The sequence below is a fragment of the Devosia sp. Z6_126 genome, from assembly GCF_058133495.1.
Genome location: NZ_JBYUNO010000005.1, coordinates 18,811 through 41,589 on the forward strand (window position 1 = coordinate 18,811; position 22,779 = coordinate 41,589).

The 22,779-nt window shown below is 61.7% G+C and carries 19 protein-coding genes and 1 pseudogene; 14 read left to right on the top strand and 6 right to left on the bottom strand.

Annotated features, from left to right (window positions below):
* The 9 genes and pseudogenes from AC3YOG_RS18395 to AC3YOG_RS18435 all read left to right on the top strand — a co-directional run bounded on the left by AC3YOG_RS18395 (position 1) and on the right by AC3YOG_RS18435 (position 10,296).
* The gene (locus AC3YOG_RS18395) at positions 1 to 1,923 is read left to right on the top strand and encodes an ABC transporter substrate-binding protein (protein ID WP_489936130.1); all 1,923 of its coding nucleotides are present in this window, start codon (positions 1 to 3) and stop codon (positions 1,921 to 1,923) included.
* A 345-nt stretch (positions 1,924 to 2,268) separates the two neighbouring features.
* Positions 2,269 to 2,415: a hypothetical protein gene (locus AC3YOG_RS18400; RefSeq protein ID WP_489936131.1), complete on the top strand. Its 147-nt coding sequence runs from the start codon at positions 2,269 to 2,271 to the stop codon at positions 2,413 to 2,415.
* 12 nt (positions 2,416 to 2,427) lie between these two features.
* Positions 2,428 to 2,844 (top strand): annotated as a pseudogene (locus AC3YOG_RS18405) (SDR family oxidoreductase); the annotation flags it as partial.
* Positions 2,845 to 3,063: 219 nt separating this feature from the next.
* Entirely contained in the window at positions 3,064 to 3,318 is a 255-nt protein-coding gene (locus AC3YOG_RS18410; protein WP_489936132.1) for a four-helix bundle copper-binding protein, read from the top strand.
* A gap of 739 nt (positions 3,319 to 4,057) precedes the next feature.
* Positions 4,058 to 5,533: a hypothetical protein gene (locus AC3YOG_RS18415; RefSeq protein ID WP_489936133.1), complete on the top strand. Its 1,476-nt coding sequence runs from the start codon at positions 4,058 to 4,060 to the stop codon at positions 5,531 to 5,533.
* A gap of 121 nt (positions 5,534 to 5,654) precedes the next feature.
* Positions 5,655 to 6,302: an AAA family ATPase gene (locus tag AC3YOG_RS18420; RefSeq protein ID WP_489936134.1), complete on the top strand. Its 648-nt coding sequence runs from the start codon at positions 5,655 to 5,657 to the stop codon at positions 6,300 to 6,302.
* Positions 6,299 to 6,556 (top strand): ribbon-helix-helix domain-containing protein, encoded by a 258-nt coding sequence (locus AC3YOG_RS18425; protein ID WP_489936135.1) that lies wholly within the window; start codon positions 6,299 to 6,301, stop codon positions 6,554 to 6,556. The genes AC3YOG_RS18420 and AC3YOG_RS18425 overlap by 4 nt, the downstream gene beginning before the upstream one ends.
* Before the next feature lie 512 nt (positions 6,557 to 7,068).
* The gene (locus tag AC3YOG_RS18430) at positions 7,069 to 8,238 is read left to right on the top strand and encodes a DUF4357 domain-containing protein (protein WP_489936136.1); all 1,170 of its coding nucleotides are present in this window, start codon (positions 7,069 to 7,071) and stop codon (positions 8,236 to 8,238) included.
* 102 nt (positions 8,239 to 8,340) lie between these two features.
* Positions 8,341 to 10,296: an AAA family ATPase gene (locus AC3YOG_RS18435; protein WP_489936137.1), complete on the top strand. Its 1,956-nt coding sequence runs from the start codon at positions 8,341 to 8,343 to the stop codon at positions 10,294 to 10,296.
* Positions 10,297 to 10,444: 148 nt separating this feature from the next.
* Here AC3YOG_RS18435 and AC3YOG_RS18440 read toward each other — a convergent pair whose 3' ends face one another.
* The 5 genes from AC3YOG_RS18440 to AC3YOG_RS18460 form a co-directional block, all read right to left on the bottom strand.
* The gene (locus tag AC3YOG_RS18440) at positions 10,445 to 10,771 is read right to left on the bottom strand and encodes a site-specific integrase (RefSeq protein WP_489936138.1); all 327 of its coding nucleotides are present in this window, start codon (positions 10,769 to 10,771) and stop codon (positions 10,445 to 10,447) included.
* A gap of 204 nt (positions 10,772 to 10,975) precedes the next feature.
* Positions 10,976 to 12,085 carry an ABC transporter permease gene (locus tag AC3YOG_RS18445; protein ID WP_489936139.1) on the bottom strand — a complete coding sequence of 370 codons (1,110 nt, stop codon included), beginning with the start codon at positions 12,083 to 12,085 and terminating at the stop codon, positions 10,976 to 10,978.
* The gene (gene rbbA, locus AC3YOG_RS18450) at positions 12,082 to 14,841 is read right to left on the bottom strand and encodes a ribosome-associated ATPase/putative transporter RbbA (protein WP_489936140.1); all 2,760 of its coding nucleotides are present in this window, start codon (positions 14,839 to 14,841) and stop codon (positions 12,082 to 12,084) included. Before rbbA ends, AC3YOG_RS18445 begins: the two co-directional genes overlap by 4 nt.
* Positions 14,838 to 15,905, bottom strand: a complete 1,068-nt coding sequence (locus AC3YOG_RS18455) for an HlyD family secretion protein (protein ID WP_489936141.1) — start codon at positions 15,903 to 15,905, stop codon at positions 14,838 to 14,840. The genes rbbA and AC3YOG_RS18455 overlap by 4 nt, the downstream gene beginning before the upstream one ends.
* A gap of 449 nt (positions 15,906 to 16,354) precedes the next feature.
* On the bottom strand, positions 16,355 to 16,777 hold the full coding sequence (locus AC3YOG_RS18460; RefSeq protein ID WP_489936142.1) for a winged helix-turn-helix transcriptional regulator: 423 nt from the start codon (positions 16,775 to 16,777) through the stop codon (positions 16,355 to 16,357).
* 56 nt (positions 16,778 to 16,833) lie between these two features.
* On the opposite strand from AC3YOG_RS18460, the gene AC3YOG_RS18465 reads away from it, so the two are divergent.
* Positions 16,834 to 17,442: an NAD(P)-dependent oxidoreductase gene (locus tag AC3YOG_RS18465; protein WP_172122601.1), complete on the top strand. Its 609-nt coding sequence runs from the start codon at positions 16,834 to 16,836 to the stop codon at positions 17,440 to 17,442.
* A gap of 320 nt (positions 17,443 to 17,762) precedes the next feature.
* On the opposite strand, the gene AC3YOG_RS18470 is transcribed toward AC3YOG_RS18465, so the two are convergent.
* Positions 17,763 to 18,731 carry a LysR substrate-binding domain-containing protein gene (locus AC3YOG_RS18470; protein WP_489936143.1) on the bottom strand — a complete coding sequence of 323 codons (969 nt, stop codon included), beginning with the start codon at positions 18,729 to 18,731 and terminating at the stop codon, positions 17,763 to 17,765.
* 139 nt (positions 18,732 to 18,870) lie between these two features.
* On the opposite strand from AC3YOG_RS18470, the gene AC3YOG_RS18475 reads away from it, so the two are divergent.
* The 4 genes from AC3YOG_RS18475 to araD1 all read left to right on the top strand — a co-directional run bounded on the left by AC3YOG_RS18475 (position 18,871) and on the right by araD1 (position 22,754).
* Positions 18,871 to 19,383, top strand: coding sequence for a TRAP transporter small permease (locus tag AC3YOG_RS18475; protein WP_489936144.1), 513 nt, complete (start codon positions 18,871 to 18,873; stop codon positions 19,381 to 19,383).
* Positions 19,380 to 20,657: a TRAP transporter large permease gene (locus tag AC3YOG_RS18480; RefSeq protein ID WP_489936145.1), complete on the top strand. Its 1,278-nt coding sequence runs from the start codon at positions 19,380 to 19,382 to the stop codon at positions 20,655 to 20,657. Before AC3YOG_RS18475 ends, AC3YOG_RS18480 begins: the two co-directional genes overlap by 4 nt.
* Positions 20,658 to 20,681: 24 nt before the next feature.
* Positions 20,682 to 21,671, top strand: a complete 990-nt coding sequence (locus AC3YOG_RS18485; RefSeq protein ID WP_489936146.1) for a TRAP transporter substrate-binding protein — start codon at positions 20,682 to 20,684, stop codon at positions 21,669 to 21,671.
* 87 nt (positions 21,672 to 21,758) lie between these two features.
* Complete coding sequence (gene araD1, locus AC3YOG_RS18490) at positions 21,759 to 22,754, top strand: AraD1 family protein (RefSeq protein WP_489936147.1); 996 nt, start codon at positions 21,759 to 21,761, stop codon at positions 22,752 to 22,754.
* Positions 22,755 to 22,779 lie beyond the last annotated feature (25 nt).

The window sequence follows — 22,779 nt, forward strand, 5'->3', positions numbered from 1 at the left end:
TTGACCAGTTCCCTGCGCCTCGGCGCCAGAACCACCCTATTCAGCCTCGGGCTTGTTTTGGCCCTTGGCGGCACGATGTTGACCAGCACGACGCTGCCCGCATGGGCACAGCAGATGACCGATGTGGGGACCCCGCGCGAGCAGACCCTCGTGGTAGACATGCTAAACGCCCGCGTCGGCAATCCGACCAATATGAACATGTACCAGCAGGGCGTGACCATCAACCATGGCTACCACCAGATGGCCGGCGCCTTGCTCTACGATATCGACACGGCCAAGGGTTCGCAGTTCCCTGATCTGGCGGCCGAAATGCCGATCGCCAATGAAGACTTCACCGTGTTCACCGTTCCCTTGCGGCAGGGCCTGACCTGGAGCGATGGCCAGCCATTCACTGCCGATGACGTGATCTTCACCGACAACATGATCCGCAACACCTCGGCCCTCGCTTATAGCGCCGCCTATGCGGCCCAGATCGCCTCGATGACCAAGGTGGATGATCATACCGTTGAGGTGACGACCACCAAGCCCACAGCTCGCCTCGCGGTGGTGCTCGGCTCGGTGATCTATGGCAACAATTTCCACGTGGTGCCCAAGCATATCTGGGAAAACGAGGATCCGGCCACCTTCGCCAATTTCCCGCCCGTTTCCATCAGTGCCTACAAATTCAAGGACTATGACCCCAACGGCACCTGGTTTCTTTGGGAAAAGCGGGATGACTGGCAGAACTCCGATATCGGCCAGATCATTGGCGAACCCAAACCTCAATTCGTGCTGTTCCGCTCCTACGGCACGGAAGAGCGACGGGTCTTGGCGATGGCCGCCAATGACATCGACATCCTAACGGACATCTCGCCCGAGAGCCTCGACATCCTGCGCAACCAGAACCCGGCGGTCCGGGCCTGGTTTACTGATTTCCCCTATGCCAATCTCGACGATCCATGCGAGCGGGGGATGCACTTCAATACCTCCAAGGCCCCCTACGACAATCCCAAGACACGTTGGGCGCTGGCGCTGGCCATCAATGCCGAGCAGGCCAGCATCGCAACGTTCTCGGGCATGCTGAGGGCTTCGCCACTCGCCATTCCACCCACGACGGTGCTGATGGATACCTATCATCAGCCGATGGCGCAGTGGCTGGCCGAGTTCACCATGGAGGATGGCTACAAGCCCTTCGATCCCGACTATGCCCTGCGCCTGGGCGAACGGCTGAGGTCGGAAGGGGTCGAAAGCATTCCCGAAGATCCAGACGCCTTGCGCGAACTCCTCGGGGTCGGGTGGTGGAAGCATGATCCCCAACAGGCAACAAAGCTGCTGACCGAAGCCGGCTTCACCAATACTGGCGGGCAGTGGCTCAAGCCGGACGGCACGCCGTGGACGATCAACATCCTGGCTCCGGCCGATTTCGAGGTGCAGTCGCAGCGCCTCGCCTTTGCCGTCGCCAATGAATGGACGCAGTTCGGCATCCCGACGCAGGTCCAGCAAATGCAGTCGGGTGCATTCTTTACCGCCGAGAACACGGGCGACTACGACGTTGGCTCCTATTGGGGCTCGTCTTGTGCGATCACGCCCGATCTGTTCGTGCGGCTGGAAGGCTGGCACAAGGATTATGTCCGCGAGAACGGCACGCCTGCGTCTTCCAACCAGGGCCGATATGTCGACGAGGAACTGAGCGCCCTTATCGATGAACTGCGGGCGGTCCCGGCCAATGACGAGCGCGTCGTGGGGTTGAGCACCGATATGCTCAAGGAACTGGTGCAAGGCATGCCGAGCATCGAGCTGTTCGGTACGTCCAAATTCGTGCCGGTCAACGAGACCTACTGGACCAATTACCCTTCGGCCGACAATTATTATGAGGGGCCATGGTGGTGGTGGAGCAACTTCAAGTTCATCGCCGCCAAGCTGGAACCGGCAGCGGCACAGTAACCGGCAAGGCGGAGGGGCAGAAATCCCCTCCGCCTGTCTGGTCGTAACGTCGAAGGACCTGCTACCACAGAAGTAAGGTGTGGCTTGCCAACCCGCCGCTCGGCCGGGATTGGTCGGCGAAACGACTTCGGCGTGCCAAATGTCTGCTAACTTGCCAAAGCCACCAAAAGCCGACTGACGGCTCTCCACCCCATTGAGACCTTGCTGCTCACTTGGCGTACCGGCAGCTTTCGTGCCGAACTCGGATCCGGGTCAGGTGCCAACGCATCGCGCCAGATCGACCAGGACAGGTCCCGATCCAAGATGCGAAGGCCGCCGCATAGCTGACCTGGGACAGGAAGAGCCATGGCTGGTGCGCTCTTCCGCCGCGTGGAGCGGGAACTGGGTGTCCCGGCAATTCTCGTCAACAATGCCGGCAAGGGCACCAGCGGTACATCGGTGGCCGATATGGAAACGGCGGAGTTCGACAGTGTCATCAAGACCGATCTCTAAGGTGCGTTCCTTTGTAGCCGAGAGTTCATTAGGCGCCGCCGCGACACGGGGGGTGCCGGCAAGATCATCAACATCACCTCCGTGCATGAGGCGATCCGGACCCCGGGGCTTCATCCTTTGGCGCTGCAAAGGGGCCTGCTCACCTTCACCCGCAGCGTGGCATTAGAAGTCGCCGACTTGCGCACCAATGTGAACGCCATTGCGCCCGGGCTGATCCGCACTCCCGTGACTCAAGAGCGCACCGACGACATGCAAAAGCGTGAGGAAGAAATGCGGCGAATTCCGTGGCACCGGCCTGGCGAGCCCTGGGAAGTGGCGCGCCTAGCGCCTTATCTCGCGTCCAGTGAAGCGGGTTATGTGACTGGCCAGAGCTTCACCATTGATGGAGGGCCCGAGCTCAATTGGGGGGCAGGATGCCTGAGCAACTGAACTGGCCTGGACGAGGGCTCGGCAACCTTCGGGAGACTGTTCCCTTCGGCATGGAGGGTCAAACAAACCGAGGAGCTAAGCTATGCAAGTTTGCCAGATGATCAGCATCCACCCACATGTTCAGCGCAGCACCGCCGATGCGCTGCTGCGCTGCATTGAGGAGTGCTTTTCCTGCGCTCAAACATGAGCTGTGCCGATGCCTGCCTAGGTCAAGCCAGGGTGGCCGAACTCACCCAGTGTATCAATCTCCATTGTGCCGATATCTGCGCGGCCACCGGGGCGATAGCGCCGCGGCGCACCGGCTCCAATGTCGAGGTGCTCAGAGGCGTCATAACGGCCTGCGCCGAAGTCTGCCATGCTTGTGCCGAGGAATGCGGCCGGGGTGCCGGGATACACGAGCATTGCCGCTTCTGCGCCGAAGCGCGCGGCTCCTGCAAGCAGGCCTGCGGCGAGGTGCTGTCGCAAGTGCATTGACCGCTCCCACCCGGGGTCGGGCACGGGCCGCTCGCCGGGATGCGTCACCCGACGGCGCCTCGGCAATGCCTCCTGACGCTTTGGAACATCAGCAAGCAAGGCTCCAAGTTCGATATGATCACACCGGATGCCACCATCGCGCTATGCTCGCGTTGGCCTTCACTCGTCCGGCTTCCCACTCGTAGGCGCCGGTTCCAGCATCCAATTCAATACTGCGGGGTAACAGGACCCTGGGAAAAAAGGAAACTTGAAGACCATGATGCGCAGTTACTGACACAGCTGACTGTCACAACGGACAGTCGTTATTGTTCTTATTTCATGATGGGACAATGGCTTATCGGAAAAAGGGGTGAGAATCCCTCCCTCTCCGCCATTTCCTTACCCGGACTCCCGGTTTGAAAAGTCCCCGATTTCCGGGACTACGCGCGATGCAGACGCCCTCACAACGGTGTCGTTCGTGTCCCATTCGCCAATTGTACCACCCAATGTACCATCCCCGGACCGGCCCAAGCGGCAACGGCTGTCCCGGCACCTGACCGGATCGCCGGCCGGATGGCGCTTCCAGATCCGGCTTCCGGCAAGCCTGGTAAAATCTCGGTTTGTTCTTGCGAGGCCTACCCCTATCCTTCGTGTGGCAATCGGGGCGCGTCCGCGCCGCGATGCCGAGCGTCTCGCCTTGCAGCTCGCCGCCATGTGTCGGGCGATCTTCGCAGTGGCCGAGACGAAGGAGCATGTTGCGATGGAAAATACGCGTTCAGTTGACGAGGGCCAGGATATTCTGGCCCAGGTGGTGGCGGCCTGCCAGGCGGCGATCGGCAAAGCCATGGCCGAGCCGTCGCAGGCATTGGGCATTGCCCGGGGCCTTGGGGCCGCTCTTGATACGCTCCGCCTGGTGGAAGGCGAGGTCGGCAAGGGTACCGGAGGCCTCGCCGCAGTCACCGGCAATGCCGATGCATTGGTGCGCGGGGCGCTGGAGGATGTGCTGCAGCATGCCGGCGACCGGGAACGGGCTGCCGCTGTGCTGACCGCAACCGCTTCCCGCGATATCCTCCCTGTTCAGGCCCCGCCGCCAATGGTGCCCGCTACATCCGCAATCCATCGGGCGTCCGGCGTTCCTACCTTCAGCGAAAACCTGGCCGCCTATCTGACGATGCGCATTGCGGCGGACGGCGAGGAGCACGCCGAGCTCAAGTCGTTGCGCCTGCGTGCTAGGACTTTCCTCGAGCTGGCGGGGGACCTGCCTGTTGACCAGTATACCGGCAAGCACCTGCAGGACCATGTTTCGGAAATGCAGTACTGGCCGGGCAATGTCACCAAGCGCGCCGGCATGGCTGAACTGTCAACCGCCCAGATCATTGCGGGCAGCCGAAACCGCACGGCGCTGCCGATCGCCCGCAAGACCTTGCAGGATGGCTATGTCGCCAATGTCCGCACCGTCGTCCGCTACCGCATGGAGGAGATCGGCTTCCGGGACCCGTTCGTGGGCGTGCGCATTCGCTGGCCCGCAAGTCTGAAGCCGTCGACGCCCTGCGAAGGCATCGGCCTCGACGTGCTGGACCGGACCTTTGCACTGGGAACGCAGTCCGGCCTGCTCGACGAGGCTGTCATTCCCCTGCTCAGCTATTTGACCGGGCGGCGGCTAGGCCAGCTGCTGTTCCTGCAAGGACAGGACATCCGGCTCAAGCACGGCGTCTATGTTGCGCAGTCCAGCGGCATCGCATTCGACGGCCGGTCGTGGCAGCGGGTGCCGATCAAGACCGATGAAAGCATGACCTATTTCGTGCTGCACAGCCTGCTGGTTGAGATCGGCTTCGTTGACTGGGCCATGAGCCAACAGGGATGGATTTTTGCGGCCGTCCATGAACATCTCGATCCGGCCAAATACCTTTCCAAGGTCTTGAACGTCCTGCTGCGCAAGGCCGGCGCCCATGGCGCCCACACCGAGACCTTTCACAGCCTGCGCGGCGATGCCATCGACGATTTCCGCGAAGGTGAAGTCGATGCGAGGGCGCGGCGTCTGCAGGTCGGACACGAACTGGCTGATGTCCATGACGACTATGGCCACAAGGCCATCAATGCCGTGGAAAGTCAGCGACTGTTCAATCGTGAACTGCCTGAGGCTATCGACTGGACGGTGTTCCACGAGCTTGACTTCGACGCGCTGGCCAAGGCGCGGCGATCACGCGGACGAAAGAAGTCCGGAGGCGCCCAATGACGCGATTTGGTTTTGACCGCCGCTTTGGCACCAAGCTTGCTCACTTGCTAGCAAGTGAGCGTCCGCAAGCGACTTGCGCAGAACACCTCTGCAGTGTCCGTCAAAACTATGGAGGACGAGAATGAAGGTGATGACGATGATGGGGAAGGGTGGCGCGGGCAAGTCCACGACCGGCTTCCATCTCGCCTATGCGGGCCAGGCCCGACGATATCGGGTGCTGCTGGTCGATGCCGATCCGCAGGGTTCGCTCAAGGCCTGGAGCAGTCTGCGCGGCAGCGATGATATCCGGGTCAAACCAGCCACACCGGAACAGGTTGAAGCCCTGCTGCGCAAGGCCGAGCGGTTCGGCTACGACTTCGCCATCATCGACAATGCGCCGGTCATTAATGCCCATAGCGCTGCCATCGCGCGGCGATCCGACCTCGTGATCGTAGCGACCCGGGTATCCTTCTTCGATTTACGCGTCGCGCTCGACTGGGTGTCGTGGCTGCAAACAGTGGGTCGGCGGTCCGCGGTCGTCATCAATGCCGCGCCCGCCATGCGCGAAGGTCAGGAGAGTCCGCTGGTCCGGGATGCCCGCGGTGCGCTGAACTCCGCCGGTGCAGCGGTGTGGCGGCAGCAGATTACCCAGCGCCACGTCATTATCGCGGCCGCAGCAAGCGGCAGGAGCGTGGCCGAGCTGGTTCCGGTAGGCGCGGCGGCCAGGGAATACGAGGCGCTGTGGGACAGCCTTGGCAAGGCTGTGGGCGACGAAAGGAAGGTATCATGAAGCCGAGGAGTTTGGCCGAGGCCGTAAAGAGAGCCGAGCTCTCCCCCATGTGGGATCCGGCTTCCGACCCCTTCGACAATATGTCCGATCAGGAACCGTCGCCTACTTCGAAGGGCATCCTGGTCCGGGTCAACAAGACCGCGCGGGCTGATCTCAAGCGGCTGGCGATCGACCTGGACACGTCCATGCAAGGGCTTCTGGTGCAGGCGATCAACGATATCCTGGTGCGCCACGGCCGGAAGCCGACGGCATAAGGAGCCCTTCGGACAGAAGCATTGTTTATTTGATAACAAGCTAGCAAGTCAGCAAGCTATTTTGCTGACAAGTGCAAATGTGAGCACGCTGACAAGGGGCTTGGATGTCGGGCACCCGCTGCAATTTCGCGGCTCTTATGGGCGGATTGTGGATCCGTTTTTGAACAACGATCGTGCGTTGTTCATGCACTGCTTCAGTGAACGGCGTACCTAAGAGATCAGGTCACCGGCAGTGCGGACGTTGAATGCGGCCATTAACCTTAACTGCAGAGGTCCGCTTGACTAGACGAAACGGATCCTCATGTTCGAAGGCGTCGCGCCGAACTGGCTCGATTGGTCGGGTCCACCTGCTTCCAACAGGCGGCCGACGGAAGCGCTTCCAACACTTCCGCCAGCCTGACCATGCCTCCCCTGCAGACACAGAGGTCAACATGGCTAACTCTTCTTTTACCGGCGCCGGTGCGTCGGGCAAGTCCTATCCGCATCCTTTCCAGACCTAAGCGCCGCCGCTGATGGGCGGACTGGTGCAGCATGCGCTGGTGTCGCCATCGGTCCAGGTCCAGATCCTGAGCATCGTCGACGCGGCCGGCAGCGCCAGCATTGGCGACATCATCGCCGAACTGCCGGGCCATCCCGATCCGGTGGGCGCCATCATGGTCCTGGTCGGGCTCAATATCCTGGTCGTGGAGGTCCGTGGCGTGCTGGACGCCAACACAGTCGTGCGCCGGGCCGAGTCCGAGCCGGATCCCGATGGCAGCGTCGAGCCAGTCCCCAACCTGCCAGACGGGTTGGGGCGTGCCGCAGCTGCACCGACAGCTGACGTCAATGTTCCGGCGGGGCTGGACCGGCTTGACGTCAACCCGTTCTCGGCCACGCTCGTGGTCGGATCCGGCGTCGCGCGCCGCGCTTTTGCCCGTATGGACGCCTTGCGGCGGCCCGGCATTTATGGCCTGATCAACGGCAGTTCCTGCTATATCGGCATGGGCAGCGACGCCGGCATGCGGATCGCCGCAGGCCAGCAACCGATCGAAGCCATCGACACCATCTTTGTGATCCCTGATGCCAATGGCAACCTGACCGAGGCCGACGCCAGTGCCGCCGAGCGGATGCTGTGGTCGCGGGTCGCCGCGAGCCGGGAGCGGGTTGTCCTCAATGGCGTGCCTGATGGCGCCCCGGTCGATCCGCAGCGCTACAGCGAGCTGGACGCCTTCGTCGCCCAGGCCTGCCTCGCCCTGCGGCATCACGGGATCCTGTTCACTACCGGCTCGGCCCGTTCCGTGCTGGCCGGTCCTCGCACCGAACCGGGCCGGGTCGAGCCGTTGCGCCCACTGCATGACATTCCGGACGGCGAGGTCCTGGAGCTTGGCTTCGGCGGCGGGCGTATCGCCCTGGCGGCGCGGCAGTCGGAAGATCGTTGGGTGCTGCTGCAGGGATCCGAAGTGCGGCCCGAGACCGTGGCCAGCGCCAATGCCAGCGCGCGCTTTCTGCGCTCGGCTTGGCTGCATGCCGGCCTGCTGGTGTCCTCGGTCGATGGTCAGAGCTACATGACCAGCCGCGACCTGGTGTTCCCGAGCGGCAGCGCGGCGGCCCAGTTCTGTTGTGGCTCCAAAGGCAAGGGGCTGGCCGGCTGGCGCCTATCGATCCCGACGGCGGCTATGACCCCGACACCGCGGCGCTCATAGCGTCCTGACGGAGCCTCGCTCGGCTCGACCTCCTCCATTCCCGAGAACCATTCCGCGCGGATCGGTCCAGCAGGACCGCTCCGGCGCCAGGAGACTGCCGCCATGTCCGACCTGTTCGACACTGACGATATCGACGACGAAATTCCCGACTTCGACAATCCCGACACGCCCCAACCGGCACGGGAAAACGCCGCCGAGGCGCTGGCGCTCACCGCAATGGAGGCCGCTCTGACCCGCAGGAGTCGCGCCGTTCTCAAGCGCCATCCCAGCGTCATCATCGTCAAGGTGCCCGGCAAGAACTGGGTCGGGATCATTGCTTCCAGGATCAAGCACATGGAGCGTGCGCCGGCCGTCAGGACGGTAACCGAGCGCGTCAAGCAGGGTGGTATTCTCCATCGCGTCGGTGACGACGAGCTCAAGTATCTCCGGCAGGGGCGTAGCGTGCTCTACATCTGCCAGGATCCGAAAGAATTACTCGACGAAGCCGTGCTGGCGGCTGCCGATATCACCATCACCATTCCCGCCCTGACCCCGGCTTTGCTGGGCAAGGTTATCCGTCGGGTCACCGGCGGCGTGGCACGTGGCGTCACCGGCGAGATGGCCGGTCTCGACCTGCCGGTGATTACCAGCGTGGTGCGTCAGGAACTGACGGCGCGGCAATGCGTGGACAATCTGCTACGCGCGGTTGCCCGCCGGCCTCATCGTCAGGTCTCGTCTGTTCCCTTGCTGTCAACATTGCCGCTGACCGATGTCGTGCGCAAGTGGACGACCGACGTCCTGGCCGATCTGGAGGCGGTCAAGACCGGAGCCTTGCCGCCGGACCAACTGGTGTTTGCCATGCTGGAGGGCCCGCCCGGGACCGGAAAGACGCTGATCGCCGAAAGCCTGGCGCGGACCGCCGACTGGAGCTTCGTGCCCACATCGGTGGGCACCTGGTTCACCATTGGCGACGGCGCGCTTGGCGGCGTGGCCCGGAACCTGACGAGCTTCATCGATCAGATCCTGGCCTCCGAACCGGCCGTCGGATTCATGGACGAACTCGATGCCCTTCCCAATCGCGCCACCATGGACAATCGCGGCCGGGATTGGTGGACCCCGGTCATCAACCTGTTCCTCACGGAGATCGACCGACTTAGAAAGTCCAACAGGAAGGTCCTGCTGCTCGGTGCCACCAACTATTATGCTCATCTCGACAGCGCTCTGGTGCGTCCCGGCCGCCTGCAGCAGCGTGTCTCGGTTCTCCCACCGCAGACCGAGGACGAGGTCATTGCGCTCTTGCGCTATTACCTCAAGGACGATCTGGGCGACATCGATCTGGGTAGGCTGGGTCGAGCGGGTCGTGGTGCCACGCCTGCTATGGTCGAAGGGTGGCTGAAGGAGGCGCGCGGCACGGCACGCAACAAGGACCGTCCACTCGAGCTAGGCGACATTCTTGGGCAAATGGTGCCGGAGGACGACCGTACGCCCGCCGATATCCGCGCCATCGCCCTGCACGAGATCGGTCACGCCGTGGTCGCCCATCGGCTCGGTCAGATGGTCGAAAGCGTCTCCATCATTCCCGACGGAGCTTCGGGCGGTCGGACATGGACCAGGCTGACGACGGTCGTGCCGACCTGGGAGCGCCTTCTGGACATGGTGACAGTTACGCTTGGTGGCCGGGCCGCGGATATCGTTCTGGGGGAGGGGGCCAACGCAGGGGCCGAAGGGGACCTGGCCACTGCCACAGAAATGCTCATGGCGGCTCATGAGCGCCAGGGTCTGCGCGACAACCTGGTATTCGCACCAGCGCTGGGGATCCGGCCGGCCGATGCATTCATGGCAGTCAACTCTGAATTGCGTCGCCTGCTCAAGCGGGCCATTGCCATTGTCGAGGCTGACCGCGGTCTGGTGCTGCACCTGGCCGACAGGCTGATCGCCGACAGAGTGCTGTCCGGGGTCGATGTTGTCGGCGTGCTGGGTGACCAATCCTCCCGGCCGGCACCGCGGAACCGGTTGCGTAAGCGTCCGTCCAAGGCGCTTCCCAAGGCACCCAAGCCGAGTTTGCGTCATGATCGGTAGAGCTTTCCCCTTGCGCTGCCGTGCCTGCGATCATCGCCAGCATTGTGCCCCGTACAGTCAATTCCAGAAGCTCAGCTTTAGATACGCCCAGCGTGAGCTTCGTCTGAATGCCAAACTTCTGCAGCAGGCGAGAGATGCCATAGATAATTCAGAGGAAAAGGCGATTGGTCTTATTTCCGAAGCCGTGCTGCAGAAATCCAATTAGGGGAAACGGATGCTTGAACAGGAAGCGCAATGCCGAGACCGCACCATTGATCGTGGAGGGGCTGACACCGCTCTCATGCTGAGAAAGCTGGTAGCGGCGAATATCATCGGGGGTGGCCGTATCGGGGCTCTGCCCCAGAAAGACGGCGAAGCGCCGAACGTGACGGACATAATCGTGCTGGGTGTGGATGCCAAAACCACGCATCAGCATGTCCTGCTGCATGCGTTGGCGGAGCGGCGTGGTGGGAGCATCGATCGATGACGTAACCATGGGGAGTTCCTCTCGTTGAAGGGGAACTCCATGCTCCGATTGCGACCTCAGCCGCTCAAAGGCTTAAATGATGACGCTGAACCAACCGCGCTCACCCTCCTGCGAAGCGGGTTCGTGCATGGGGCGCCTTTCAGCCCGACGGCAAATGAGCGCATTTAAGATATAGCGCACTGTCAAGTTTGTCTGAAAGCGGCTGGGCGCGGGTCACGTCAAGAAGCGGCGGAACTGACGCAATGCAAGGGCGAATAGTCCGGCTCCAATGAGCGCAAGCCCCAACAGATTGGGCCAGACCACGTCCAAGCCAGCGCCGCGGAACAGGATGCCTTGCGAGAGTATTACGAAATGCGTGTTGGGTGCTAGGAGCATGATGTCCTGGATGATCCGGGGCATGCTTTCACGCGGGGTCATGGCGCCCGACAGGATTTGCAGCGGCAGCAGCACCAGCATGATCAGCAGGCCGAACTGCGGCATCGAGCCGGCGACCGTGGCAAGGAAGATGCCCATCGAGGTCATGGCAAATAGCATCAGCACCGAGGCAAGGATAAACAGGGGCAGTGAGCCCGCCACCGGCACCTGCAGAAGCATCTGCACCACGACGATGATCGCAAAGGCCGATGCCAGAAGCACAACCAGTCCCATCGACCAGATCTTGGACAGCATGATCTCGGCCGCCGTGACGGGCATGACGAGCAGATGCTCGACGGTGCCATGCTCCTTTTCACGGATCAGGGCGGCTCCCGTCAGGATCAGGGACAGCATGGTTATCGAGGTGATCACGCTGGAAATGGCCCCGAACCAGCCTGGATCAAGCTCAGGGTTGTAGCGCGACCGCAGCTCCAGTGCCACTGGCAGAGAGGTCGGCGCGCGGTAGCCCGCTAGGAATTCCGCGACTTCCGCGTTGAGGATCTGCTGGATATAGCCGCTGCCCGTAAAGGCCTGGCTCATCCGTGTGGCATCGATGTTCAACTGGATCGCGGGCGCATGACCTGCCAGCAGATCGCGTTCGAAATCGGGAGGGATGTCGAGCGTAAAGGTGTCGCGGCCCTGGTCCATACGGCTGTCCATCTCGGACGTGGTGATCTGCTCCGGCACGAAGTGGGGCGGCATGAATGCGGCGGCGATGCGATCGGAAAGCGTCGAGCGGTCCTCGTCAACAATGCCGATGGTAGCATTCGACAAGTTGTCCGGGGAGGCGCGGGCGGCTGTATAGATGGAGAGCGAGAAGGCATAAACGATCAGCAGCAGCAGTGCGGGATCGCGCCACAGCCCCTGCAACTCCTTGACACCCAGGTTCCAAATGTTGCTCAGCCTCATCTGTCCTGTTTCCGCAGCAAAAGGACGCTCAATCCCAGGATCACCGGTACTGCGGCTGCCAGGGCGACAAGCGACATTCCGAGATCGTCCAGCCCCAGTCCCTTGGCAAAGGCACCGCGCGAAACGATGATGAACCAGGTCGTCGGAAAGATTTCGCCGATGATGCGGCCCGCCCCCTGCAGGGACGATACCGGGTTGATCAAGCCGGAATACTGGGCTGCCGGAATGATCGTGATCAGCGCGGTCGCAAACAGCGCCGCGACCTGGCTGCGCAGGAAGGTTGAGGTCAGCAGCCCGAGCCCTGTCGCGGCGATGACATACAGCAAGGCAGCCAGCGAGAAGGCAAGAAAGCTGCCGGTAAAGGGCACGCGCATCGCCAGCATGGCCAAAGCCGTCAGGGTGAGAAAGTTCAGCATGGCCAGGATCACATAGGGTAGCTGCTTGCCCAGCAGGAACTCGACCCTGGTCACGGGAGTGACGTAGAAATTGATGATCGAGCCAAGTTCCTTTTCCCGCACAACACTGAGGGAGGTCAGCATGGCCGGGATGACCAGTAGCAGCAGCGGGATCACGGCCGGAACGATGGCGACGATACTTTTGACGTCGGGATTGTAGCGGAAGCGTGCTTCGATCGCGAAATCGCCCTGCACGGCTGCATCGCCGTACAAAGTGCGGGCCTGTCGCGTCAGCCAGTCTGCGTGGATCCCCTGCACATAGCCCTGCACCGTCTCGGCGCGACTTGGATTGGCCCCGTCGATCCAGGCCCCGATCTCGACCGGACGGCCACGAGCCAGGTCGCGCGCAAAGCCGGGGGGGATTTCGATAGCAAGGCTTAGGGTGCCGGTCTTCATCCGGGCATCAAGGTCCTCATAACTCGTCAGCGGCTCGGTCTCGTTGAAATAGGATGATCCCGCGAGGTCGAGGATGTAGTCGCGGCTGGCGCTGGTCTGGTCGCGGTCGAGGACCGCAAAGTTCAGGTCCTTGACATCCATGTTGATGCCATAGCCGATCACGAACATCAGGATCACACTCCCGATCGCCGCCATGGTCAGACGGACGGGGTCGCGTCGCAGTTGCAACGCCTCGATCCACGAATAGCTGAACAGCCGCCGCAGGCTGAAGCCGGGCGACTTCGAACCGGGGGCAAGGGAGGCCTCGCCGGGTGACAAGGTCAACGCGGCATCTTCCGTCTTGGCCCCTTCATCCAGTTGTGGACCCATGGCCTCCTGCAGATAGGCTATGAAAGCCTCGTCCAGCGTGCCGGCCCCCTTGCTTTGCTTGATCGCGTCCGCCCTATCGCTGACCAACACGCGCCCGGCGTGCATCAGCGAGATGCGGTCGCAAAGCTCCGCTTCGTTCATGAAGTGGGTAGACACGAAGATCGTGACCCTATCCTCGCGCGAGAGCCTGCCCAACATGCGCCAAAAGCCGTCTCGGGCAATCGGATCGACGCCAGAGGTAGGTTCATCGAGGATCAGCAGTTCCGGTCCATGCATCATCGCCACAGCCAGCGACAGCCGCTGCCGGATTCCCAGGGGAAGATCGCCGGGAAGATCTTCGGCCTCGTCCCTGAGGCCGAACCGATCGAGCACTGTTTCCACCCTTTGCGGAATTGTGTCCGCTGCAAGGTCGAACAGGCGTGCGTGCAGAATAAGGTTCTGCCGAACCGTCAGTTCCGAGTATAGCGAGAAGGACTGGCTCATATAGCCGACCCGGCGGCGGACAGCCATGTCCCCGGAGTCCAGCTTCTCGCCGAAAAGCTCGGCACTGCCTTCCGAAGGTTCGAGAAGCCCGGTCAGTAGCTTCATGGTGGTCGTCTTGCCGCAGCCATTGGATCCCAGAAAGCCGAAGATTTCGCCTTTGCCGATGCTGAAGCTGACATCGTCCACGGCGGTGAAGTCGCCGAAGCGCTTGGTCAGGTGCTGCGCCTCGATGGCGACTTCCGGGCTGGGCGGGCGCGGAGTGATTGTCACCGGTTCGTGGCCCGCGCTCTTGCTTGGGGGCAGCAGCGCGACGAAGGCAGCGTCCAAGTCGTCGGTCCCGGTGCTTGCCAGCAGCTCGCCAAGAGTTCCCCTGGCCAGGATGCGCCCTGCGTCCATCGCCACAAGCCAGTCAAAGCTCCCCGCTTCCTCCAGGTAGGCGGTCGCCACGATAACGCTCATGGTCGGCCGCTCGCGGCGGATGCGTTTGATCAACTCCCAGAACTGCCGGCGCGACAGCGGGTCGACCCCCGTCGTGGGCTCGTCCAGGATCAGAAGATCGGGGTCGTGGATCAGCGCGCAGCAGAGACCCAGCTTCTGCTTCATTCCCCCTGAAAGCTTGCCCGCCGGACGGTCGCGGAAGGGGGACATGTCTGTCGCCGCCAGCAATGAGGTGATGCGCCGCTCACGCTCGGCCGGTTCATGGCCGAAAAGCCGGCCGAAGAAATCCAGGTTCTCGCCAACCGACAGCGCCGGATAAAGGTTCTTGCCCAGTCCCTGAGGCATGTAGGCGATCTGCGGGCAGGTGCGGCGACGGTGCCGGGCATCCGCCATGTCGCCGCCAAAACAAATCACCTTTCCTTGCTGGATGGTTCGTGCACCGCCGATCAGGGAGAGCAATGTGGACTTGCCGACGCCGTCGGGACCGATCAGGCCGACCATTCGGCCCCGAGGTATGTCCAGCGTCACCTGATCGAGGGCAATGGTCTTGCCAAAACTGTGCGACACGTCGGCGACGGCAACGACCGGCTCTGCGTGTCGTTGCGGGGCGCTCATTGGAGCAGGTTGTCCAAGGACTGTGGCCACTCGACATTGGGATCAATGCGGACGTAGGCCGTGCCGGACATGCCGGTCTTAACAAAGTTGCTGTATTTTTCAAGCAACGCCGGATCAACCTGGGCGCGCACGCGGAACATCAGCTTTTCGCGCTCATCGGCTGTCTCGATGGTCTTGGGGGTGAACTGCGCGACATCGGCGACATAGGAGATGCGGGCAGGAATGACATATTCGGGTGCAGCATCCAGAACCAGCCGGGCTTCAGCCCCGACATCCAGCTGCCCTACTACGGCGGTTGGAAGGAAGAAGGTCATGTAGACATCCTCGAGATCGACGAGATTAAGGATGCGGCTGCCAGCTCCAACCACCTCTCCATCTTGCGCGATGCGATATTGAACCCGGCCGTCGCGCGGGGACTCTAAGGTGGCGTCATCGATGGAGACCTGCACCGCTTCAAGGGCAGCCTGTGCCGCCTCGACCGCGGCTTCTGCGTCCACGACCTGGGCGCGGGCGGTGTTGATCTTGGCCTCGCTGGCCGCCAGCGCCGCCTCGGCCGAGGCCACTGCGGCCTCGGCCTGCTGGTTTTGGGCAGTCGCATCGTCCAGCGACTGTTGCGTTGCGACGTCCTTTCCGGCCAGCGCCTCCGTACGTGCTAGCCGCGCTGCCGCTGCTGCCCGCGCTGCCTCGGCCTGCTCGATGGCAGCAGCCGCCGCCCGTTGCTCGGCCTCGGCCTGGGTGACAAGGTTGTTTGCCGTTTCCACGCCAATCGTTGCACGGCGCAGCTCTGCCTCAGCCTGGTGCTTGCGGGCCTCGAGCTGCATCAGGTCCATCTGCACCAGGACATCGCCCTGGTGCACGAACTCGCCTTCCTCCGCCTCGATGCGGTCTATCCTGCCTGCCGACAGCGCCGAGATATCGATCTCGGTCGCCTCGATACGTCCGTTGCCCGAGGCGATGCCTTGTAACTCGTCTTCGGCGGATAGTCTTTGCCAGGCCAGAAACCCCACTGCACCCAGGACGACGACCACCAACGCCAGTGCCCACCAAGATCGGATCTTGGCCATCGCGCCCCCTTTAATCACGGAGTGACTGAGTTCTTGCGCCTGTCTAAGTTCTTCAAGTTCGGCTTTTCACGCCGGAGAGATATCCGAAAGGGGTGCAGCCCGATTTAACAATTTATCGAGCTATTGAGGGTGTTTCAGTCGCGAATACGAGCGAAGTGCCGGCATGGAAAGCGGGCCCTCCTGCGGCTGCAGGATCTTCTGTGAGCTACGCACTTCGTTTCTTCTTCAGCCAAAGCGAGCTGCAAGAGCAACAATCCGCGAGCCAGGAATGGCGGCTCTTTGTCCGGCAGTTCACGACCCCATTCAAGACGCTCGTCGTTGAGAACGAGAAACGCAAAAGCGGTCACACGTGCACTTCAGTGAGCTGCATGTGGGCCGGCATTCGCTGGCATGGGTTCCGGTCTATGAACCGGCTTATCCCGCTAGGAATAGCTAACGATCCGATAGTTTTATCGGTCTGACGACCGTGATGCCTCATCGTGAATACGCTGCGCAGCCTCAACCTCCGGCAGCCTCGTCTCGGCCCAGTCGATCATCAAGCGCAGTGCGGTCAGGAGCTCACCGCCAAGGGGTGTAATGGCATAGGTGACCGTTACCGGCGTAGTAGGTTCAACCTCGCGGGTGATGAGCCCGTCCCGTCTAAGCGATTGAAGGGCTTGGCTTAGCATCTTCTGCGAAATGCCGCCGATTTGCCGCCTCAGTTCGTTGAACCGGGCTTCTGAATCTCCCAGCACAAGCAGGATCAGGACGCTCCATTTGTCACCGATGCGGTCGAGCAGCTTTCGTGTCGAACAGTCACTGGCAAAGACGGTTCCGCGTGCCGTTCGGGTTTCCCCGGCGTAACCTGATGTGGTGAAAGTGCCGTCTTGCATGTGTCGTTTCTACCTATAACTAAGTTTCCAATGGTTACTACCACAGGAGACGACAAATGAAAATCGCAGTACTCGGAGCAAGCGGACGCGCCGGTTCGGAAATCACCAAGGAGCTTGCACGCCGGGGGCACGCGGTGCTCGCAGTGGACCAGAACCCGGATGCCGTGCCCCGTGCTCCGGAAGTAACCGCAGTCAGTGCTGACGCATTCGATCCTGCAGCGCTTTCCAAGGTTATTGCCGGAAGTGACGCTGTCATCAGCGCCTTGCGCTTCGACGTGCCTGCCGCAACTCTATTGTCTGCCGTCAAGCAGGCTGGAATAGGCAGGGTACTGTTCACCGGGGGCGCAGGGAGTCTGGAAGTTGCACCAGGTGTACGGCTTATCGATGCGCCCGACTTTCCCGAGGAAGCCAAACCCTTTGTGCAGGGTGGCATCACCTTCCTTGAAGACCTTCGTGCCGAGCAAGATATCGACTGGATCTTCTTTTCGCCGGCCGCTGACTTTTTTGCTGGCCCGCGTCTTGGTCACTACCGCCTGGGCGATGACAAGCTGGTTGTTGATGAGGCTGGTGTCAGCAAAATCAGCTTTGCGGATTATGCAATCGCCATGGTCGACGAACTTGAACAACATCGGCATAGTCGCGTGCGGTTCACTGCCGCCTACTGATCGGATTCTCTGTTCGGACCTTTACCGGGCGACCTATGTGTCGCCCGGCACACCTTTGATGTGCAGGTAGGCTGTGCCGTTTATAGAGGACTTTGCTCGAGAATATCAGAGGCGGCAACCGACCCCATTTTGGTCGTTCGTGGCTGGCTCGCGAACTCCGGCAAGCTGCCATTTGTTGCCTCAAGGCAGCATCAGCTTCGCGCCCCATTTCCGCCATAGCGAAGACCCTGCCGAAGCCTCGGAAGCTGACGCCCTACTGGTTTGGAATAAAGTTCATCTGCACGGACGTCAACGCGAAGGCCGATGTCGGCCGCTCCGCGTCATGCCAGCATCGGTTCCGCCCTGCTCGACTGCGGCTCGGGGAGGGCATCGGCATCAATAAGCTGTTCGATGAACATTCGCATGACAGGGGATTCAGTACGATCCCAACGCGTGACCAGCATATAGGGCTCCGAACGTGTGCGCAGGGTGACCGGTAATACGCGGACCGCGGCCGATTGGGAAAAAAAATTGCCCACATCGGTGGCCAGCAGGGCCACCATCTGGTGGCTGTGCCTCATGAGTGACATGGTGGCGAAGGCCGACGTGGTTTCGACCAGGTTAGTGGGGAACTGCAGTCCATATTCGTTGAACTCGCGCTCGAGCAGCCGGCGCATCGGCATATTCGCCGAGCACACGATCCATGGGTAGTCGGCCACGTCCTCCAGCGTCACCGCGGTGAGGTTGGCGCAGGGATGCTCGATGCTGACCGCGATACACAACTGCTCATCCTTGACCTTAACGGTGCGATACTGCTCCGGCCGGTGACTGACGCTGGTGCGGCAAATGGCAATGTCGAGCCTTCCGTCATCGATGAGATGGAGCAGCCGGGCGCTGGTATCCTCGTGCACCTGGACCGAGAGCTGGGGCTGTTTCTGCAGCAGGCGCGACAGGCCCTTCGTGGCCAGCGGCACCGCGCCCATGATCATGCCGATCGAAAGCCTGCCGCCCACGCCTTCAAGTACTGCCTTCATCTCTTCGCGCAGGTGCTGCATGTCCATCATCACCATCCGCGCATAGCGAATCACGCAATGACCCAGCTCGTTCGGTTCGAGCCCGCGATGATTGCGGACGAACAACTGCTCGCCCATGGCGGCCTCGATTTCCTGCAATGCCTTGGTGGCGCCCGGCTGTGTCAACGCGACGGCCTCCGCCGCTTTTTGCACCGAGCCGTGATCGTCTATGGCGATGAGCAGACGGAAGTGACGCAGCCGCAGGCGGGCAGCCATCGAATCGAGACTTGGCAGCACGGGGTATAACTCCTCCTCATACCTTTATCAGAACACCTCATTATACAGCTCTTCCATGCGCCGCTAGAAGAACCCGCATGCACGAACGCCGAGAACCGCCATAGTAAGGCGTACCCCTTCGCGCATGAGGAGACTGCTGGTGGGAAGACCCAAATTCTTCGTATTCCGCTGGATGGAGCATCTGCTCGTCCTGGGCATGACCGTGATGTGCCTGCTCGTATTCTGGAACGTCGTGCTGCGTTATGGCCTGCGCTCCGGCATTCCCATTTCGGTGGAGCTGTCGCGCCTGATCTTTGTCTGGATCATCATGCTCGGAAGTGTCGTGGCGCTGCGTGAGGGCATGCATATCTCCGTCGACGCCATGATCAACCGCCTCTCACCAAGGTTCCGCGTGCTGTCCCTGTGGCTGGCGCATCTCTTGATGCTGTGGTGCTGCTGGCTGGTTTTCCAGGGCAGCCTCCGCCAGGCCCAGGTGAACTGGAGCAACAACCTGCCGCTCTCGGGCATTTCGGTGGGCTGGATGTATGCCGCCGGCATCGCTGCCGCCGTGTTCTGGGCCGCGATCTTGATCTTCAATCTCTACCGCTCCGCACGCGGCGATCAAAACCAGTTGCAGCCCAACGCTTTGCCCGCCGAAGGATCCGCGCCATGAGTGCCCTAATCTTTCTCGGCTCGCTAGGGGCCGCCATGGCCATCGGCATTCCCGTTGCCTTCGCTCTCATGGTCTGCGCCATCGCCATGATGTGGATGCTGGGCATGATGGACCCCCAAATCCTGGCCCAGAAGATGATCGACGGCGCCGACAGCTATCCGCTGATGGCCATTCCGTTCTTCATGCTCGCCGGCGAGCTGATGACCGCCGGCGGCCTGTCGCGCCGCATCGTTGACGTGGCCATGGCTCTGTTCGGCCATTTGCGCGGCGGACTGGGCTATGTGGTGATCGGCACCGGCGTGGTGCTGGCGACCCTGTCCGGCTCGGCCATCGCCGATACCGCCACCCTCGCCATCATGCTGTTGCCCATCATGCTCAAGGCCGGCTATCCAGTCGGTCGAACCACAGGCCTGATGGCCGCAACCGGCATCATCGCCCCCGTCATCCCGCCCTCCATCGGCTTCGTGGTCCTCGGCGTCACCGCCAACCTTTCCATCGTCCAGCTATTCCTGGCCGGCATCGTGCCAGGCCTGCTCATGGCGCTCAGCCTGGTCGTAGCCTGGTTCATCATCTCGCGCCGCGACAACACGCCGACCCTGCCGCGCAAAAGCTTTAAGGACGTGCTCCGGTCGCTGCGGGACGCGGTTTGGGCACTGTTCCTGCCTGTCATCATCATTGTGGGCCTGCGCATGGGCGTGTTCACCCCTACCGAAGCAGGCATCGTGGCCGCCGCCTATGCGCTGTTCGTCAGCATGGTTATCTACCGTGAGCTGACGCTCAAGGATCTCTATGGCTGCCTCCTGGCATCATCGAAGCTGACAGCGATCATCATGCTGCTGGTCGCCGCCTCAAGCGTCACGGCCTTCCTCATCACCGTCGCCAATGTTCCGGCACAGGTGATCGGCTTCCTCGGACCCTTCATCGACCAGCCCATCCTGCTTATGGCGCTGATGATGCTTGGCGTCTTCATCATCGGCAGCGTGCTCGATTTCACGCCAGCCATCACCATCCTCGTGCCGGTGTTAATGCCGGTGGTCAACGCGGCCGGCATTGATCCGATCTATTTCGGTGTGGTCTTCATCATCTGTGCCGCCATCGGGATGATCACCCCGCCGGTCGGCGCCGTGCTGAACACCGTCAGCGGCGTCGCCCGCATACCGCTCGAAAAGGCTGTGGTCGGGGTGATGCCCTTCCTGCTTGCGGAAATTGCCGTGCTGATCCTGCTGATCCTGTTTCCAGGTATCGTCACGGGCCCGCTCGAACTGTTCTACTGAATCAACAATAACCGGAGGAAAACAATGAAATTTACCAAACTGCTTGCTGCAACCGCCCTGGTGCTGGTCTCGGCAAGCCTGCCCGCAGCAGCCCAGACCGCCCGTATCGGCTACGTGCCGGTCGAGGAACATCCCGTCGGCAAGGGCGTCAACAAGTTCGCCGAACTGCTCGCCGAGAAGACCGAGGGTCGCATCGAGCTGCAGAAGTTCGGCAATGGCACGCTCGGCAACGAGCCGCAGATGCAGTCGTCCATCCAGGGCGGCATCCTTGAGATCATGGTCGGCCCGACCTCAAACCTCGTCGGCTCGATCCCCGAATATCTGATCTTCGACCTGCCCTTCTTCTACCCCGATTTCGAGGCGGTGGATAAGGTCATGGACGGCCGCGTCGGTGACGCGCTGTTCGAAAAGCTCGACGCGCTCAACATGGTTGGCCTCGCCTTTTGGGATAACGGCTTCCGCCACATGACCAATGCGGTGCGCCCGATCAACTCGGTCGATGATGTCGCCGGGCTGAACATCCGCGTTATTCCCAACCCGCTGTTCATTGCGACCTTCACCGCACTAGGCTCCAATCCCGTGCCGCTGCCCTATCCAGAGCTGTTTGCCGCGCTCGAGACCCGCACGGTCGATGCCCAGGAAACCCCGGTCGGACTGATCCATTCCAGCCGCTTCTACGAAGTGCAGGACCATCTGGCGCTGACCGGCCACGTCTACACGCCTTACCTGCTGCTCGCCAGCAAAGCCTGGTTTGATGGTCTTTCCGCCGAGGACCAGGGGCTCGTCATGGAAGCTGCGCAGGAATCTGCTGTCTATCAGCGTGACCTCTCGCGCAGCGACGCGGACCGGCTGGTCGCGTTGCTAGATGAAGAAGGCATGGAAGTGACCCGTCTGTCGGATGAGGAAATGACCCGCATGCGCGATACCGTCGCCCCCGTCGTCGAGGAATTCGCTGAAACCATCGGTGCCGACCTCATCCAGCAGGCGCGCGAAGACATGGGCACTGCCAACTAAGGCAGCCCGGACCGGGAGGCGCCTGACCGCCTCCCACCTAGCGGCCGCAACGGGCCACCACCTTTTACAGATAGCGGAGTATATTTCATGCGGCTGATTCAGTTCGAGCTTAGCGATGGCGCGCGCGCCGTTGGCGTGGTTGACGGCAATGCCATTCTCACCCTCAACGGCACGGCCACGGTCCGCCAGCTAGCCCTGAACGCCATCGCTGCCGGCCGTTCGCTCTCCGAAGAGGTCGAGGTCCGGGGCACGGGCGAAACGCATGACTACGATGCGCTCATGGCAGCCGGTCGCGTCCTACCGCCGCTCGACCATGAAGATCCGGCCCATACGGTTATAGCCGGCACTGGCCTGACCCATACGGGCAGCGCCGCGGCCCGCAGCCAGATGCACGCCAAGATCGCTGGCGCCGAAGCTGAACTCAACGACTCCATGCGCATCTTCAAGTGGGGCGTCGAAGGCGGCAAGCCCGAGGCCGGTAAGGCCGGGGTTCAGCCGGAATGGTTCTACAAAGGGGACGGCGCTATCGTGTCCCGTCCGGGCCAGCCGCTGCCGATGCCAGACTTTGCCGAAGATTCGGGCGAAGAACCCGAAGTCGTTGGGCTCTATGTTATTGCCCCTGATGGCGCGCCCTGGCGCGTCGGCTTTGCGGTGGGCAATGAGACCACTGACCACGTCACCGAAAAGAAGAACTACCTCTACCTGGCCCATTCCAAGCTGCGCTTCTGCGCCTACGGCCCGGAGCTGTTTATCGGCGACCTGCCGTCAAATCTTGTCGGCCATGTCCGTATCCTGCGTGACGGCGCAACTCTGTGGGAAAAGTCGTTCCCCACCGGGGAGGACAATATGTGCCACTCCCTCGCCAACCTCGAATACCATCACTTCAAGTATGACCAGTTTCTGCGCCCTGGCGATGTGCATGTGCAGTTCATGGGCACTTCGGTCGCCTCGTTCGGCGATGGCATCAAGACCCAGGTCGGCGATGTGTTCGAGATCAGCATCCCCGAATTCGGCCGTCCGCTGAGCAATGCCATTTCCCTGGCCCCCTCTAGGAACGGCCTCAGCCCGATCAGGTCGCTATAACAATGTTGGCTTCGCATCGGTTTGG

Bases quoted from the DNA above. Each gene is read 5' to 3' on its own strand.
- AC3YOG_RS18400 (WP_489936131.1), top strand. From the start codon at position 2,269: ATGGCTGGTGCGCTCTTCCGCCGCGTGGAGCGGGAACTGGGTGTCCCG.
- AC3YOG_RS18415 (WP_489936133.1), top strand. From the start codon at position 4,058: ATGGAAAATACGCGTTCAGTTGACGAGGGCCAGGATATTCTGGCCCAG.
- AC3YOG_RS18420 (WP_489936134.1), top strand. From the start codon at position 5,655: ATGAAGGTGATGACGATGATGGGGAAGGGTGGCGCGGGCAAGTCCACG.
- AC3YOG_RS18425 (WP_489936135.1), top strand. From the start codon at position 6,299: ATGAAGCCGAGGAGTTTGGCCGAGGCCGTAAAGAGAGCCGAGCTCTCC.
- AC3YOG_RS18430 (WP_489936136.1), top strand. From the start codon at position 7,069: ATGGGCGGACTGGTGCAGCATGCGCTGGTGTCGCCATCGGTCCAGGTC.
- AC3YOG_RS18435 (WP_489936137.1), top strand. From the start codon at position 8,341: ATGTCCGACCTGTTCGACACTGACGATATCGACGACGAAATTCCCGAC.
- AC3YOG_RS18440 (WP_489936138.1), bottom strand. From the start codon at position 10,771: ATGGTTACGTCATCGATCGATGCTCCCACCACGCCGCTCCGCCAACGC.
- AC3YOG_RS18445 (WP_489936139.1), bottom strand. From the start codon at position 12,085: ATGAGGCTGAGCAACATTTGGAACCTGGGTGTCAAGGAGTTGCAGGGG.
- rbbA (WP_489936140.1), bottom strand. From the start codon at position 14,841: ATGAGCGCCCCGCAACGACACGCAGAGCCGGTCGTTGCCGTCGCCGAC.
- AC3YOG_RS18455 (WP_489936141.1), bottom strand. From the start codon at position 15,905: ATGGCCAAGATCCGATCTTGGTGGGCACTGGCGTTGGTGGTCGTCGTC.
- AC3YOG_RS18460 (WP_489936142.1), bottom strand. From the start codon at position 16,777: ATGCAAGACGGCACTTTCACCACATCAGGTTACGCCGGGGAAACCCGA.
- AC3YOG_RS18465 (WP_172122601.1), top strand. From the start codon at position 16,834: ATGAAAATCGCAGTACTCGGAGCAAGCGGACGCGCCGGTTCGGAAATC.
- AC3YOG_RS18480 (WP_489936145.1), top strand. From the start codon at position 19,380: ATGAGTGCCCTAATCTTTCTCGGCTCGCTAGGGGCCGCCATGGCCATC.
- AC3YOG_RS18485 (WP_489936146.1), top strand. From the start codon at position 20,682: ATGAAATTTACCAAACTGCTTGCTGCAACCGCCCTGGTGCTGGTCTCG.
- araD1 (WP_489936147.1), top strand. From the start codon at position 21,759: ATGCGGCTGATTCAGTTCGAGCTTAGCGATGGCGCGCGCGCCGTTGGC.